A 14,682-nucleotide genomic window follows, 5' to 3' on the forward strand; every position below is an offset into this window, starting at 1 on the left:
CCTTCCTCGGCGAACGCACGCGGCTCACCATCGGCGGCGCGGCGCCCGATGCGTTGTTCGTCGATGTCGCCGGCCGCATCGAGCTGGCGCGCGGCACCCAGGTCGGCATTGCAGTCCCGCCGGAAGCGCTTATCGCGCTCGCGTAATTTTTACAATTAAAACCACTCACCCAGATAACCGAGGCCACCCATGCTGCTCGCGCAAATCAGCGATCTGCACATCAAGGAACTGGGCGCGCTGGCGTATCGGCGCGTCGATACGGCGGCGCGTCTCGTGCGCACCGTCGCGCGCCTGAATGCGCTCTCGCCGCGCCCCGACGCCGTGATCGTCACCGGCGATCTGGTCGATCGCGGCCACGCCGACGAATACCACCACCTCAAAACGCTGCTCGCGCCGCTGGAAATCCCGTACTGGCTGCTGATCGGCAACCACGACGGCCGCGAGGGCCTGCGTGAAGTCTTTCCCGAGCGCGCCGAACTCAAATCGGGCGGCGAATTCGTGCAGTACGCTGCCGATCTCGGGCCGCTGCGCCTGATCGCGCTCGATTCGATGACGCCGGGCCAGAGCGCGGGCACGCTGTGCGCCGTGCGGCTCGAATGGCTCGACCAGCAACTGGAGGCGGCGTGCGGCCGGCCCGTAATCGTCGCGCTCCATCATCCGCCCTTCGATTGCGGCATCGCCCATATGGACGCGATACGGCTGGACGACACCGCCGCGCGCGCGCTCGAAGCGCTAATCGCGCGTCATCCAAACGTCGAGCGCGTGCTGTGCGGCCATGTGCACCGGCCGATCTTCGTGCGCTTCGGCGGCACCATCGCGAGCGCCGTGCCAGCGCCCGCGCATCAGGTCACGCTCGATCTCGCACCGCACGCGCCGTCGACCTTCACGCTGGAACCACCCGCGTTCGCGCTGCACCATTACGACCCGGCGCGCGGCATCGTGACCCATCACGCCTATGTCGACGACGCCGACGGTCCTTATCCGTTCCACGAGCCGTCGGGCGAACTGATCGCCTGACGATCCAGGCCCGGAGTCGGGCGCCGGAGCGCCGCCAGCACGATCGCACGCGCTCCGGTATGATCGGCACGCCCGGACCGGCCAACGCCAGCCCGGGCCGTTTTCCGTCCCGGCGGGCCTCGCCCGCGCTCGTGCCCTCGTGCCCATGTCCACCACACCCGATTCCGCATCCACTGGCGACAGCCAGTCGCTGCGCGGCCTGTTGCTTCTGCTCGCGACCATCGCGGGCATCTCGGTCGCGAACATCTACTACAACCAGCCGCTGCTCGACGATTTCCGCAAGACCTTCCCGGACGGCGCGGCGTGGATTGGCGCGGTGCCCGCCTCGACCCAGCTCGGCTACGCCGCGGGCATGCTGCTGCTCGCGCCGCTCGGCGACCGCTTCGACCGCCGCCGCATCATCCTCATGCAGATCGGCCTGCTGTGCATCGCGCTGCTCGCCGCCACCTTTGCGCCCTCCCTGCCCGTGCTGATCGGCGCGAGTCTGGCCATCGGCATTCTGTCGACTATTGCCCAGCAAGCCGTGCCGTTTTCCGCCGAACTCGCGCCGCCCGAAGCGCGCGGCCATGCGGTCGGCACCGTGATGAGCGGGCTGCTGCTCGGTATCCTGCTCGCGCGGACGGCGGCGGGCTTCGTGGGTCAGTACTTCGGCTGGCGTGCGGTATTCGGCGCGTCGATTGTCGCGCTGCTAGCGCTCGCGGTCGTCATCATCAAGAAGCTGCCGAAGAGCCAGCCGACCTCGACGCTCGGCTACGGCAAGCTGCTCGGCTCGATGTGGCATCTGGCGGTGGAATTGCGCGGCTTGCGCGAAGCGTCGGCGACCGGCGCATGTCTGTTCGCCGCGTTCAGCCTGTTCTGGCCGGTGCTCACGCTGCTGCTCGCGGGCGAGCCGTTCCATCTCGGTCCTCAGGTGGCGGGACTGTTTGGCATCGTTGGCGCGGCGGGTGCGCTGGCAGCGCCGTGGGCTGGCCGCTCCGCCGACAAGCGCGGGCCGCGCGCGGTCATCACGTTGTCGATTGCGCTGATCGCACTCGCGTTCGTGATTTTTGCGTTCTCGGGCAAGAGCCCGATCGGCCTCGTGATTGGCGTGGTGGTGCTCGACGTGGGCGTGCAGGCCGCGCAGATCTCGAACCAGTCGCGTATCTACGCGCTGCGCCCCGAAGCGCGCAGCCGCGTGAATACCGTGTTCATGGTGTGCTACTTCATCGGCGGCGCGACCGGATCGGCCGTGGGCGCGGCCACCTGGCACGCGTTCGGCTGGATCGGCGTATGTGTGGCGGGGCTGTGTTTCAGCGCGCTCGCGGCGTGGATTCACTTCGCCACGCGCGAGCGTCTGGACGCGAGCGCGCAGGCGCTCTGATCCGCGCGACTCGGGACGACTGCATCAACGTTCGAGCAAATCGGTCATATCGTCGGCGTGCTCTTCCTCCACCGCGAGAATCTCTTCGAAGATGCGTCGCGTGGTGGTGTCGTTATCGCCCAGATACTGAATGATCGCGCGATAACTCTCGATCGCAATGCGTTCGGCGATGAGGTTTTCGCGGATCATGTCTTTCAGATCCTTGCCCTCCTTGTATTCCGAATGCGAGCGTTCGCTCAGGTGCTGGGGCGCGAAATCCGGCTCGCCGCCCAGTTGCACGATGCGCGCGGCGAGCATGTCCGCGTGCTGTTGTTCCTCGTTGGCGTGTTCGAGGAATTCCGTCGCCACCGCCTCCGATTCGATGCCCTTCGCCATGAAGTAATGCCGCTTGTAGCGCAGGACGCAGACCAGTTCGGTAGCGAGCGAATCGTTAAGCAGCTTGAGCACGGTTTCGCGGTTGGCGCTGTAGCTCGGTGTGACGGAACCCTGATCCAGATTGCGGCGCGCTTCCTCGCGCACGCGCTTCAGGTCGAACTCAAACGCAGCGTGTGACTTGGACATCTGACTCTCCTTCGGACTGTGGGGATGGGAATAGTTGGGCGTGCGCGGCTAGCCGCGCAAAACGCCTAGCAGCAAGGTGACGACGAACACCACAAGGAAGAGATAGAAAAGGATCTTCGCGATTTCCGCCGCCCCTGCGGCGATCCCGGTAAAGCCGAACACGGCGGCAATGAGGGCGATCACGAAAAACACGATGGCGTAATGAAGCATGGCGTAATCCTCCTTGTGGGGGGTTGCACAAACGACGCGTAATGAAGCGTGTCTGCGCTTTTTCGTCTGCGCCATGCGTAGCGCAAGAGGTGGTCCTGAAGAGGACTTGAGAAATCTGGCGGGGTTTTGGCGAGGGCAGGCACGCCACGTGCTGTAGAGGGTTTTCCTTTTAATCGGTGGAGAAAACCCTATGAAACGCCTGATTGCCTTGCTTCTCGTTGCCGCGTCGGCCGCGGCTCTGGCCGCCTGCAACACTGTCGCGGGCGCTGGTCAGGATATGTCCGCGGGCGGTCACGCCATCACGAACTCCGCCGAACAGGCTAAGTAAGCGACCTAAGTAAGCGACCCGGCTGACGTGGTTTTCGCATGCGGCGCCGCCCTTTCGGGCGGCGCCTGTTTGCGTGGCATTTCGCTAGATAGAGCTTGAAATGCGGCCCGAAATTATTTCGCGATCCGAACTAATTCCATTGATCAGGACGCGCGCTTTCTGTCGTCAAACACGAACGACAAACCAACACTTCCAAGGATCAAAACGGTCGCGATGACCGTCGCCTGCGTAATCGGTTCGCCCAGCGTGAGCGCGCCCAGCGCCACGGCGACCACCGGATTCACATACATGCAGCTACTCGCCACGAGCGGACTGGTATTGCGGATCAGATAACCGTAGGCGACATACGCCGCCATCGTGCCGATCAGCATCAAATACGCGAAGGCAACAAAGGGCAGGAAATGCAGCACGCCCATGCGCTCGCCTGTGACCAGCGCGACCAGCGTGGAAATCGCGCCGCCCAACCCGATCTGCAACGCCGTCGCGATGAACAGATCGGCCGGCAATTGGAGCCTGCCGGCCAGATGCGCGCCGATCGCCCAGAATAGCGCGCCGCCCAGAATCGCCAGACAGCCGCCCGCCGTGCCGCTCGCGCCGCCGCCGTGGCTCAGGATCGCGATGCCGATCAGACCCAGCCCGACCGCTGCCCATTCGCCTTTCGCGATGCGTCGGCCGGCCGCCGCCGCGATCAGCGTCGCAAAGAGCGGCACGGTCGCGACCATCACCGCGGCGGTGCCGGTGCCAACGGTACGCATGCCGTAGGCGAGCATGCCGCTCGACAGCCCCACGAGCATCGTGCCGACCACCCCGGCGTTGCGCACCTGCGTGAGCGTCGGCATCACGGGACGCCGTCGCATCGCGAACACGAACAGGCCGATGCCCGCCAGCAGATTGCGCAGGCCGGAAAGCAGCAGCGGCGGAAATGACTCGAGCGCGACGTGCACGCCGAGGTAGGTCGAGCCCCAGACGAAGTAGACGACCGCCAGTGACAGCGCCACGCGACCGCTGCGCGACTGCGGCAGGCGCACGCCGCGCGCGAAACGCCACGCCTGCGCGCCAAGCGCGCCGACTGTGCGCAGCAGACCGAGCACATAGGGGCTGAGCGACGAACCGGAAGGCAAACGGGGTGGCGTCTTCATTGCACCGCCAGAGGGTCGAGGTTGAAACGGAGGGCGAACCGCGAACGCCCCGCCAGACGAGGGACGGGACGAATAAAGCGCGACGGCATGATGGAGGCGGCGAAAAAGAAGAGACGCGAGCGTGAGCGCACCAGAGCAGCGCGAGACGCCAGCGTATGAAAATGCAAGCGGTCCGCAAGCTGCCCGAAATACCCGGGACGGGCGCCACGCATTATGCAACAAGGCGATTCGTTACGGAGACCGCGAGCGTGCTTTATGCGCCGGCGCGCTGCGTGCGCGCAACGGTCCGAAAAATCAGGGCGCCAACGTGTCGCATCAGGTAAAAAACGTGACGCTTTGGTTCAAGCCGGTCGCGCTTATTGAGACCGTGCTAGGATGTGAAAATCTTTCGAATTTATTACATCGCCGTGTACTCATTGCCCGCGTCCCCCGCCTCACTGCCACCGCGCCCCATGCGCGGGGTAGCGGCGCGCGCGTGCACGCCACGACGCCTTGCCGGCCAGCCGAATCCGCTCGCCTTAGCCCGGCGTCCGCACTGAACCGCTCTCCTGCTCCGGAGCCGTTCAGTCGGGCTCCGGGCCGATCCCACGTCCCCGTTTGAGGCCGCCCCTGGCCTCTTTTATCTGGATCGCAAGGAGAACCTCATGTCGAAGAAAATCCGCTATCTGACCGAGCTCGATCTCGCTCGTCTCGAAAAATGCGCCGCCGAACCGGGCGCCGCGCCCGCCCGCCAACTGATGCTCGACGAACTGCTCGAACGCGCCGAGATCGTCGATGCGCGCGAAGTCGCCGCCAATGTCGTCACCATGAATTCGCAGGTCACGCTCACCAGCGAGCGCACCGGCGAGCCCGTGACCTGGACGGTCGTGTACCCCGCGAACGCGAGCGTCGACGCTGGTCGCCTGAACGTTTTTTCGCCCGCGGGTCTCGCGCTGCTGGGCGCAAAACGCGGTGACAAAGTGCGCTTCACGCCGCCCAGCGGCGAGATCGAAACGCTCAAGATCACCGGCATCCTGTTCCAGCCCGAAGCCGCCGACGACTTCGCGCTCTAACGCAAACGGCGCGCTTGCCCGCGTCTTTTTCTCCTTCGCGTACGATTTTTTCTCCCCGGTTTTCACCGAAAAATCGCGCGATCTCCTATATGGGTCGCGCGCGCGAATCGCGCTTTTGTTTGGCACAACCCGCGCACAAAGGCACTTGCCAGAGTGTCGCAGCGCGGTGTATCGTTTGGCCTGCTTACGCGGGGGTCCTGCGTTATGCGCCGCTTCGAACTCTTCACACGAATGTTCAGGCAGCGTATCGCGCGGGTGAGAAATACCCTTTGAACCTGATCTGGATAATGCCAGCGCAGGGAAGCGTCCGGACTTCGTAGCATCACACGCAGCACTCCTCATTGCGAGGTCCGTCCACGTTCCGTCTCGTCTCCTGCGAAGCCGTTGTTCCCACTTTGCACGCCCTGGAGAGAGACGCATGAACGCCAATCCCAAGTTCATTTCCGCCAACGCGCACGTCGACGAAGCCGCGATCGCGCCGCTGCCCAATTCCCGCAAGATTTACGTGACCGGTTCGCAGCCCGACATCCGCGTGCCGATGCGCGAAATCACGCAGGCGGACACGCCCACGGGCTTCGGCGGCGAGAAGAATCCGCCGATCTACGTCTACGACACGTCGGGTCCGTACACCGATCCGGAAGCGAAAATCGACATTCGCGCGGGCCTGCCCGCCGTGCGCCAGGCGTGGATCGAAAAGCGCGACGACACCGAAGCGCTGCCGGGTCTCTCCTCCGAATTCAGCCGCGAGCGCGCCGCCGATGCGGCCACGGCCGAACTGCGCTTCCCCGGCCTGCACCGCACGCCGCGCCGCGCCAAGACCGGCAAAAACGTCACGCAGATGCACTACGCGCGTCAGGGCATCATCACGCCCGAAATGGAATACATCGCGATCCGCGAGAACCAGCGCCGCGCCGAATACCTCGAAAGCCTCAAGCAAAGCGGCCCGAACGGCGCGAAGCTCGCCGCCATGATGGGCCGCCAGCATCCGGGCCAGGCGTTTGGCGCCGCGGCCTTCGGCGCCAACGCGCTCAAGGAAATCACGCCGGAATTCGTGCGCGAAGAAGTCGCGCGCGGCCGCGCCATCATTCCCGCCAACATCAACCACCCGGAAAGCGAACCGATGATCATCGGCCGCAACTTCCTCGTGAAGATCAACGCGAACATCGGCAATTCGGCGGTCACCTCGTCGATCGGCGAGGAAGTCGACAAGATGACGTGGGCGATCCGCTGGGGCGGCGACACGGTCATGGATCTCTCGACCGGCAAGCACATTCACGAAACGCGCGAGTGGATCATCCGCAATTCGCCGGTGCCGATCGGCACGGTGCCGATCTACCAGGCGCTCGAAAAGGTCAACGGCAAGGCTGAAGACCTCACGTGGGAAATGTTCCGCGACACGCTGATCGAGCAGGCCGAGCAAGGCGTCGATTACTTCACGATCCACGCGGGCGTGCGCCTGCAATACGTGCCGCTCACCGCGAACCGCATGACGGGCATCGTCTCGCGCGGTGGCTCGATCATGGCCAAGTGGTGCCTCGCCCATCACAAGGAGTCCTTCATTTATGAGCATTTCGAAGAGATCTGCGAAATCATGAAGGAATACGACGTGAGCTTCTCGCTGGGCGACGGTCTGCGTCCTGGCTCGATCTACGATGCCAACGACGAAGCGCAGCTCGGCGAACTCAAGACGCTGGGCGAGCTCACGCAGATCGCGTGGAAGCACGACGTGCAGGTGATGATCGAAGGCCCGGGCCACGTGCCGATGCAGCTCATCAAGGAGAACATGGACCTGCAGCTGGAATGGTGCGACGAAGCGCCGTTCTACACGCTCGGACCGCTCACGACCGATATCGCGCCGGGCTACGATCACATCACCTCGGGCATTGGCGCGGCGATGATCGGCTGGTTCGGTACGGCGATGCTCTGCTACGTCACGCCGAAGGAACACCTGGGCCTGCCGAACAAGGACGACGTGAAGGAAGGCATCATCACTTACAAGCTCGCGGCGCACGCGGCCGATCTGGCCAAGGGTCACCCGGGCGCGCAGGTGCGTGACAACGCGTTGTCGAAGGCGCGATTCGAGTTCCGGTGGGAGGATCAGTTCAACATCGGTCTCGACCCGGACAAGGCTCGCGAATTCCACGACGAAACGCTGCCGAAGGACTCGGCCAAGGTCGCGCATTTCTGCTCGATGTGCGGCCCGCACTTCTGCTCGATGAAGATCACGCAGGACGTGCGCGAGTTCGCGGCCAAACAAGGCGTGAGCGACGACGAGGCCCTGAAAAAAGGCATGGAAGTGAAGGCCGTCGAGTTCATCAAGCAAGGCGCGGAGATTTATCAGCGTCAGTAAGCGTCGGTCATCGTTTCGCTGCGCTGCACGATGAAACATCACGCGTGTGGCGCAGTGGACCAGTTTCGGCACGCCGAAACACTTTCTAACGACTCCGACAACTCGCTGACAAGCGCACATACCCGGATACGGGTCGGCTGGCTACGATGGGTGTACTGGAGGTGCAGATCGGGCCTGATTTATGCGGGTCGTTCTGCATCGCACATCTCATACAAGCTGGAGTCGATCATGAAATCCTTCACACGTGCCCGTACCCTCCTCACTGTTGCCACGCTCGTCACCATGCTTGGCAGCCTGGCGGCTTGCGACAACATGTCCAGACGCGACCGTGACACCGCCATCGGCGCGGGCGTGGGCGGCGCGGCGGGCGCCGTGATCGGCGGCAGCGCGCTCTCGACCGTCGGTGGGGCCGCGGTCGGCGGCATCATCGGCAATCAGGTCGGCAAGTAAAACCACGACACGACAGGCGGTTCGTCCGGCGATACCGGATTCAGAGAGGATAAGCGGCGCACGCTCCTGCGAGGGCGTGCGCCGCTTTTGCGTTCTGACGCGCGTAAAAAAATGCAACATAGACGGATCACGCGGGCCATGGCGAGATAAGCCAGGCGTGCTAGCCTGAAGTATCCGCCTGGAGTCGCCATGAAATCCCCGTTCCCGATGTTTGCCCGGCGCGCAGTTGCGTCTGCTCTTGCCACCGCTCGCGTTCCGCGCGCGCCGCTTAAGGCTATCGCCTCATTGTGCGCAGGCGGCGCGCTACTCGCGCTGTCGGGCTGCTATTACTACACGCCCTACGGCTACTCGCCCTACCCGTATTACTACGGCACGATGCCCGCCGCCAGCACCCAGCAGGAAACTGCCGTGGGCGTTGCAGGTTCGACCACTGCGCAGACAATCCAGCGAACCAACGCCGCACCGGCCGCCGTCGCCGATACGCAATACCCCGGGCCGCTTTACCCCAACCCGCCCGTTGCCGTCGGGGTGCCCGCCTGGCCGGTTTATCCCGCTTACCCGGCCTACTACAACTGGCCCGGGTACCACTCGTATCCCGCCTACTACGGTTATGGCGGATGGGGCTGGGGCGCACCGGCCGTCTCGTTCAGCGTGGGCTACTGGGGCGGCGGATACTGGGGGCACGGCGGCTACTGGGGTCACGGTGGCTGGGGTGGCTGGGGCCATGGCGGCGGTTGGGGTCACGGCGGCGGCGGCCACTGGCACTAGGCGAACGAAAACCTCCATCGATCGCCGCACGACCGTACTTTCCCTCCTTGACGCTTGCGCACCATTTTCTATCCTGCAAGTGGGCATCGGGGATTGAAACACTGCCTTACTGAATAAGCCCTCCTCTGCGCGCTGCGTCCCACCGGCCAGCGCGTTGCCTGCCTTGTTTTTCGCCCGGACGTTCGCTTTACCGTCTGCATCGCCGACGCCGTACACGGCATGCCGCGCGCGCCTGCGCCTTGCGCCTTCGCCCATGCGCGCGCCGATACGAACCAGCAGAAAGGAGACGTCATGTTCCATCAGCTGTTGACTCCCATCGGCAATTCGCTGCTCCTGTCGTTTCTTGTCGCCGTTTTGCCGATTGTCGTGGTGCTGCTCATGCTGGGCTGGGCGCGCCGGCCCGCGTGGCAGGCTTCGCTCGCCGGGCTCGTCGTGGGCCTGATCGTCGCCATCGCGGGTTGGCAGTTCCCGGTCAACCTGGCGGTGAGTGCGGTGCTCAACGGCGTGGTGTTCGCGCTCTGGCCGGTCATGTGGATCGTCGTCACGGCCATCCTGCTCTACAACATCGCGCTGAGATCGGGACGCTTCGCGGCGTTTCGCATGTGGCTGCTCGACAATCTGCCGAACGACCGGCGCATCGTGCTGGTCGTGGTGGGTTTTTCATTCGGCGCCCTGTTCGAAGGGATTTCCGGCTTCGGCACGCCGATCGCCATCACGAGTTCGCTACTCATCATGCTGGGCTTTCCGACACTCGAAGCGCTCACCTTCACGCTGATCTTCAACACGGCGCCGGTGGCGTTCGGCGCGCTGGGCGTACCGATCACGGTTCTCGGCGCGGTCACGCACCTGCCCGCCGATGTGCTCGGCCAGATGGTCGGCCGGCAGTTGCCGTTCTTCGCGCTGCTGCTGCCCTTCTATGTGATCGCCATCTACGCGGGCGTGGGCGGCATGCTGCGCATCTGGCCGGTGCTGCTGGTCTCGGGCGGCAGCTTCGCGGTTACGCAGTTCGTCACCTCGAACTACGTCAACTACAGTCTGACCGACGTGCTGTCGTCGCTCGTGTCGCTGATCCTCACGATCCTGTTCCTGCGCGTCTGGAAGCCCGCTCCCGATACGCGCTTCGAAATCCGCGTCGATCGCGCCAAGGAAGTCCGCGGCAGCGTGACGGGCGCGCAGGGCTGGTATCCGTGGATCATCGTCGCAGCGGTCGTGATCATCTGGACCGTCGCCAAAGTCTTTGCGATCGGCGACGTCAAGGTGCCGTGGCCCGGTCTGAACAAGGCCGTGTTCATCACGCTCTACAAGACGCCCTATGGCGCGGTGTGGGACTTCCAGCCGCTCGCGACCGGCACGGCGATCCTGGTCGCGGCCATCATCACGGCCTTCGTGGTGCGCCTGAAACCCGCCGACTTCGGCGGCGCTATCGTGGATACCTGGGTACAGACACGCATCGCCATCCTGACCGTGGCGACCATCGTCGGCCTCGCCTTCCTGATGAACTACTCCGGGCTCACCTATACGCTGGGCCTGGGCGTGGCGTCGGTAGGCGCGTTGTTTCCGCTGGTGTCGGCGTTCCTGGGCTGGGTCGCCGTGTTCCTGTCGGGCAGCGATACTTCGGGCAATGCGCTATTCGGCAATCTGCAGGTGGTGGCCGCGCAGCAGCTCAACCTCAACCCGGTGCTGATGGCCGCGACCAATTCGTCGGGCGGTGTGATGGGCAAGATGATCTCGCCGCAGAACATCGCCACGGGCGTCGCGACCACCGAACTCAAGGGCCAGGAAGGTCATGTATTCGCACGCACCTTCAAGCACTCGATCCTGATGACGGTGCTGCTTGGCATTCTGGTGTGGCTGCAACAGAACGTCTTTACGTGGATGATTCCACCGCATTGAGCGCGCTGGCTTCATAACGAAAAAACCCGCCTGCTTGCGCAAGGCGGGTTTTTTATGGGCAACGCCCAGGGCGTTAGCGCAGGCTCGGTGCCACTTAGTGCAGCTCTTCAACCACAAGGCCCATGATTTCGCGCGCGGGACGCGACGAATCGACCTGGCCGCTGTCGTCCAGCACCGAGACGCGGGTCTGATTCTCGGTCACGGCACGCACGTTGAGCTTGTACTGCTTCGCGACCTTTTCCTTGCGGCCATGGAAAATCTGGTTCCAGAAGCCTTGCTCGGCCGAGGTCATGTCCTGCGGATCGACGTAGCGCACGTAGTAGATGCCCTTCGAGCGATCGCGATCGTCCACCGTGAAGTTGGCGCGATCGAGCGCGAGACCCACGCGCAGCCATGCGCGGTCATACGGCTCGCCCAGCGTCAGCTCGGTCGAGGTGTATTGACCGCCGGGGACGTTACCCGTCGTTGCGCTCTTCGCAGAACCCGTCGCCGCCGCGCTTTGACCCACCGCTGCGGCGTTCTGTGCGGCGATCGCGGCGGCAGCCGGATCGGCCTTCGACGGAGCGCCGTTCGCGCCAGTGGCCGTTTTGGCGTTGGCCTTGGCGTCGGCTTCTGCTGCGACCTGTGCGTCCGGCACACCGGGCTTGGCGCGCGCGAGCGTAACCATCAGGCGCTTGAGGTATTCCTGTTCGAGCGCCGGATCGTTGGGCTTGGGCACCCACTTGCTGGTTTCGTTGTTGTTGCCGGAGAGCTGTTCGCTCAGGCCCTTCTGGCTGATGAACACATAGGTGCCGCCGGTGGGCGACGTTTCCAGACGCGTGCGGTACTTGTTGCGCTCCGCCGTGACGTAGGAGTTGCCCGTGGCCCACGAGAGCGAGTTACGGATCAGACCGTCGTTGATCTTCGGATGGGTTTCGTTCCAGTCCGTTTCCATCAGGCCCTTGTCGCGCTGATCGACCACCAGCAGGAAGCCCTGCTCCTGCCAGAAGCGGCGCACCTGCGCCCAGACGTCGGCGGGCGTGCGGCTGTCGATGACGAGCCAGCTTTCCGTGCCGTCACGCTGGATATGCATACCCGGCACCTGCGGCAGCACTTCGCTGTTTTCGTCGGCGGCGGGCGCAGTGGACTGCACCTGCTTGAGCGCGGACAGCGAGGTTTCGCCGCCCTGCGGGGGCAGCGAGCGCTGGTCGGCGGTTTCGTCGAGCATGTTCGGCGGAACGGCCAGCGACGACTGCTTCGCCTTTGCATCGCTACGGTAATCGATCTTGCCCGGCGTCGGCGAACTGCAGCCGGCGACCAGCCCGCCTGCCATCAGGAGCGCGAATGCGCGCGCGGCAAGACGTTGATGAAAATCACTCATGTTCGGGTAATCCCTTCGGCTACGGCCACGGCCAGTGTGTGCGTGGATCAACCAGCCATTTTACCGGCGAGATGGCACGCTGTGCAAAAACAGGCTTAAGCCGACGCATTTCCGACTGTTGCCGAAGTAAGGAGCAGGCGCGTACGACCGTTTCCGAAGGCATGCAAAACGCAGTTCACCACCCATTCCGTAACCTTCATCAACATTCCAAAAACTCTCTCCAACCTGCTTACATCTGATAAATATCGTTATCTATCAATAGCTTGCCAAGAATGGTGCAGTCGCTGAATATTTGTTCTCGTCGACATTTTTGTCATGTACGACTTGCCACGACGGCCCGGTGCTAATTTTTCCCAAAATTCGAAATAAAAATTCGAAAAACGTAGCACGGAGAGCGTCATGACAACTAGCAGCCTCAAGCGGGCAGGCCGCGCCGCGGCCTTCGCCTGCCTCGCCTCATTCCTGGCTACCGTGGCCTTGCCCGCCGGCGCGGCGCTCGGCGACATCGTCCCGGCCCACGCGGCAGTCAGTGCCGCAAACGGCGCGAACGCCACGCAGTATCGGTCAGGCGGTGCGGTGCGCGTGACGCAGACCGTCGATGCGTTCGGCACGCGCCTGCGCGAATACGCCGTCACGGCCAGCGGCCAGGTCTTCGCCTACACCTGGCAAGGGCCCTCGGCGCCGAACCTCGACACCCTGCTCGGCCGTTACGCAGGCGATTACCACGGCGGCGCAGTCGCGCTGCACCTTGCCGGGCGCGACGGTCTGCACGCCGCGCGCGTGGATACGCCAAGCGTCATCGTCGAATCCGGCGGCCTGATGCGCAGCTACGTGGGCCGCGCGTGGCTGCCGGCCGCGCTGCCGGCGGGCGTAACCGAAGGAGACCTGCAATGAACGCGCGCCTCGCCCTGCTCGCGGGCGCGCTCGCTCTGGCGCTTGGCGCCTGCGGAGGGAGCAGTGGCGGCAGTTCGGCCGCAGGCGTTGCCGGTACGGGGGCGCCCGCCAGTACGCCGGCCGCCAGCACACCAGCCGCTTCCAGCTCAAGCGCAAGCTCAACCACAACGAGCCCGCCCGCCTCGACCACCGGCAGCGTGGCCCAGTCCACCACGCCGAATGTGCTGCCGATCGCCGTCACCTCGACGCCCACGTCGACACGCAATATGTTGATGGCGAGCGTCACCGTCTGCGTGCCCGGCACGAGCACCTGCGCGACCGTGAACAACGTGCAGGTCGACACCGGCTCGCAGGGGCTGCGCCTGCTCGCCTCGGCGTTGCCGGCGGGTTTCGCGCTGCCCGCCGTCAACGCGGGCAACGGCAGCGATCCAGCCGGTTCGTGCGCCGCCTTCGGCTCCGGCTACACATGGGGCGCGGTACGCAGCGCCGACGTCAAGCTCGCGGGGGAAGTAGCCAGCGCGCTGCCGATCCAGATGATCGCCGACCCCTCGCTGCCGGTCACGCCGAGCGCATGCAAGGGTTTCGGCCTCGCCATGTTGAACAGCACGGTGCTGCGCTCGAACGGCATTCTCGGCGTGGGACCGTTCGGCGCCGATTGCGGCGCGGCCTGCGTGAACGGGCCCAACAGTTCGTGGTACTACGCTTGTCCTTCGGGCAACTGCACGGCGAGCGCGCAGCCGCTCGCGCAACAGGTCAGCAACCCGGTGGCGGCGTTCGCGACCGACAACAACGGCGTCGTGATCGACCTGCCCGCGATTCCCGCCACGGGCCAGAGCAACGTGAGCGGCTCGCTGATCTTCGGCATCGGCTCACAGGCCAACAACGCACTGGGCAACGCGACCGTGCTGCGGGGCAATTCGGTGACGGGTTTCGTCTCGACCACGACCTCGGACGGCACGGTCTATTCGCAGAGTTATATCGACAGCGGTTCGAACGGCTTCTTCTTCGCCAATCCGACGCTCACGCGCTGCGGCGTGTGGTTCTGCCCGACTTCGCCGCAGAGCCTGGGCGCAACGCTCAAGGGCGTGGACGGCGTCTCGGCGAACACGTCGCTGTCGGTCGCGAATGCGACGGCGCTCTTCGCCACCGGCAACTGGGCCTTCAACAATCTGGCGGGCTATAACGGCAGCGCATTCGGCTGGGGACTGCCGTTTTTCTTCGGACGTCGGGTGTACACCGCCATCCAGGCGCAGACGACGCCCGCAGGCGCGGGGCCGTTCTACGCGTTCTGAGGGCGCTT

General features: G+C 64.5%; 14 protein-coding genes, 1 pseudogene and 1 riboswitch. Of the genes and pseudogenes, 11 read left to right on the forward strand and 4 right to left on the reverse strand.

Annotated elements, in window-relative coordinates:
* From VG320_RS27245 to VG320_RS27255, 3 genes and pseudogenes are all read left to right on the forward strand, one after another.
* A pseudogene (locus VG320_RS27245) lies at positions 1-146 on the forward strand (ABC transporter ATP-binding protein); the annotation flags it as partial.
* Positions 147-189: 43 nt separating this feature from the next.
* The gene (locus VG320_RS27250; protein WP_327203180.1) at positions 190-1,017 is read left to right on the forward strand and encodes a phosphodiesterase; all 828 of its coding nucleotides are present in this window, start codon (positions 190-192) and stop codon (positions 1,015-1,017) included.
* A gap of 145 nt (positions 1,018-1,162) precedes the next feature.
* The gene (locus VG320_RS27255) at positions 1,163-2,377 is read left to right on the forward strand and encodes an MFS transporter (protein WP_327203181.1); all 1,215 of its coding nucleotides are present in this window, start codon (positions 1,163-1,165) and stop codon (positions 2,375-2,377) included.
* Positions 2,378-2,401: 24 nt separating this feature from the next.
* Here VG320_RS27255 and VG320_RS27260 read toward each other — a convergent pair whose 3' ends face one another.
* Positions 2,402-2,938, reverse strand: a complete 537-nt coding sequence (locus tag VG320_RS27260; RefSeq protein ID WP_327203182.1) for a ferritin-like domain-containing protein — start codon at positions 2,936-2,938, stop codon at positions 2,402-2,404.
* Positions 2,939-2,986: 48 nt separating this feature from the next.
* The gene (locus VG320_RS27265; protein ID WP_103704055.1) at positions 2,987-3,148 is read right to left on the reverse strand and encodes a DUF1328 family protein; all 162 of its coding nucleotides are present in this window, start codon (positions 3,146-3,148) and stop codon (positions 2,987-2,989) included.
* Positions 3,149-3,338: 190 nt separating this feature from the next.
* Here VG320_RS27265 and VG320_RS27270 point away from each other — a divergent pair, with 190 nt between their 5' ends.
* Positions 3,339-3,476, forward strand: a complete 138-nt coding sequence (locus VG320_RS27270; RefSeq protein ID WP_103704056.1) for an entericidin A/B family lipoprotein — start codon at positions 3,339-3,341, stop codon at positions 3,474-3,476.
* A 143-nt stretch (positions 3,477-3,619) separates the two neighbouring features.
* On the opposite strand, the gene VG320_RS27275 is transcribed toward VG320_RS27270, so the two are convergent.
* Positions 3,620-4,615, reverse strand: a complete 996-nt coding sequence (locus VG320_RS27275) for an EamA family transporter (RefSeq protein WP_327203183.1) — start codon at positions 4,613-4,615, stop codon at positions 3,620-3,622.
* A gap of 644 nt (positions 4,616-5,259) precedes the next feature.
* On the opposite strand from VG320_RS27275, the gene VG320_RS27280 reads away from it, so the two are divergent.
* The 5 genes from VG320_RS27280 to VG320_RS27300 all read left to right on the forward strand — a co-directional run bounded on the left by VG320_RS27280 (position 5,260) and on the right by VG320_RS27300 (position 11,128).
* A complete protein-coding gene (locus VG320_RS27280) occupies positions 5,260-5,667 on the forward strand; it encodes a GreA/GreB family elongation factor (protein ID WP_327203184.1) in 408 nt (135 codons plus the stop codon).
* Between the two features lie 180 nt (positions 5,668-5,847).
* Positions 5,848-5,987: riboswitch (TPP riboswitch) on the forward strand.
* A 98-nt stretch (positions 5,988-6,085) separates the two neighbouring features.
* Positions 6,086-8,017 (forward strand): phosphomethylpyrimidine synthase ThiC, encoded by a 1,932-nt coding sequence (gene thiC, locus VG320_RS27285; protein WP_327203185.1) that lies wholly within the window; start codon positions 6,086-6,088, stop codon positions 8,015-8,017.
* Between the two features lie 282 nt (positions 8,018-8,299).
* Positions 8,300-8,467 carry a glycine zipper 2TM domain-containing protein gene (locus tag VG320_RS27290; RefSeq protein WP_327203208.1) on the forward strand — a complete coding sequence of 56 codons (168 nt, stop codon included), beginning with the start codon at positions 8,300-8,302 and terminating at the stop codon, positions 8,465-8,467.
* Between the two features lie 189 nt (positions 8,468-8,656).
* Positions 8,657-9,235, forward strand: a complete 579-nt coding sequence (locus tag VG320_RS27295; RefSeq protein ID WP_327203186.1) for a hypothetical protein — start codon at positions 8,657-8,659, stop codon at positions 9,233-9,235.
* Between the two features lie 291 nt (positions 9,236-9,526).
* Complete coding sequence (locus tag VG320_RS27300) at positions 9,527-11,128, forward strand: L-lactate permease (RefSeq protein WP_327203187.1); 1,602 nt, start codon at positions 9,527-9,529, stop codon at positions 11,126-11,128.
* A gap of 94 nt (positions 11,129-11,222) precedes the next feature.
* Here the strand turns inward: VG320_RS27300 and bamC are convergent, their stop codons facing one another.
* Positions 11,223-12,488, reverse strand: a complete 1,266-nt coding sequence (gene bamC, locus VG320_RS27305; protein ID WP_327203188.1) for an outer membrane protein assembly factor BamC — start codon at positions 12,486-12,488, stop codon at positions 11,223-11,225.
* Between the two features lie 399 nt (positions 12,489-12,887).
* On the opposite strand from bamC, the gene VG320_RS27310 reads away from it, so the two are divergent.
* On the forward strand, positions 12,888-13,382 hold the full coding sequence (locus VG320_RS27310; protein WP_327203189.1) for a DUF2844 domain-containing protein: 495 nt from the start codon (positions 12,888-12,890) through the stop codon (positions 13,380-13,382).
* On the forward strand, positions 13,379-14,674 hold the full coding sequence (locus VG320_RS27315; RefSeq protein WP_327203190.1) for a DUF3443 domain-containing protein: 1,296 nt from the start codon (positions 13,379-13,381) through the stop codon (positions 14,672-14,674). The genes VG320_RS27310 and VG320_RS27315 overlap by 4 nt, the downstream gene beginning before the upstream one ends.
* The last annotated feature ends 8 nt before the right edge of the window (positions 14,675-14,682 follow it).

This window comes from Paraburkholderia sp. (assembly GCF_035948235.1).
GTDB lineage: Bacteria > Pseudomonadota > Gammaproteobacteria > Burkholderiales > Burkholderiaceae > Paraburkholderia.

Coding starts and splice junctions, on each gene's coding strand:
- VG320_RS27295 (WP_327203186.1), top strand. CDS start 8,657: ATGAAATCCCCGTTCCCGATGTTTGCCCGGCGCGCAGTTGCGTCTGCT.
- VG320_RS27310 (WP_327203189.1), top strand. CDS start 12,888: ATGACAACTAGCAGCCTCAAGCGGGCAGGCCGCGCCGCGGCCTTCGCC.
- thiC (WP_327203185.1), top strand. CDS start 6,086: ATGAACGCCAATCCCAAGTTCATTTCCGCCAACGCGCACGTCGACGAA.
- VG320_RS27265 (WP_103704055.1), bottom strand. CDS start 3,148: ATGCTTCATTACGCCATCGTGTTTTTCGTGATCGCCCTCATTGCCGCC.
- VG320_RS27250 (WP_327203180.1), top strand. CDS start 190: ATGCTGCTCGCGCAAATCAGCGATCTGCACATCAAGGAACTGGGCGCG.
- VG320_RS27270 (WP_103704056.1), top strand. CDS start 3,339: ATGAAACGCCTGATTGCCTTGCTTCTCGTTGCCGCGTCGGCCGCGGCT.
- VG320_RS27290 (WP_327203208.1), top strand. CDS start 8,300: ATGCTTGGCAGCCTGGCGGCTTGCGACAACATGTCCAGACGCGACCGT.
- VG320_RS27315 (WP_327203190.1), top strand. CDS start 13,379: ATGAACGCGCGCCTCGCCCTGCTCGCGGGCGCGCTCGCTCTGGCGCTT.
- bamC (WP_327203188.1), bottom strand. CDS start 12,488: ATGAGTGATTTTCATCAACGTCTTGCCGCGCGCGCATTCGCGCTCCTG.
- VG320_RS27300 (WP_327203187.1), top strand. CDS start 9,527: ATGTTCCATCAGCTGTTGACTCCCATCGGCAATTCGCTGCTCCTGTCG.
- VG320_RS27255 (WP_327203181.1), top strand. CDS start 1,163: ATGTCCACCACACCCGATTCCGCATCCACTGGCGACAGCCAGTCGCTG.
- VG320_RS27275 (WP_327203183.1), bottom strand. CDS start 4,615: ATGAAGACGCCACCCCGTTTGCCTTCCGGTTCGTCGCTCAGCCCCTAT.
- VG320_RS27280 (WP_327203184.1), top strand. CDS start 5,260: ATGTCGAAGAAAATCCGCTATCTGACCGAGCTCGATCTCGCTCGTCTC.
- VG320_RS27260 (WP_327203182.1), bottom strand. CDS start 2,938: ATGTCCAAGTCACACGCTGCGTTTGAGTTCGACCTGAAGCGCGTGCGC.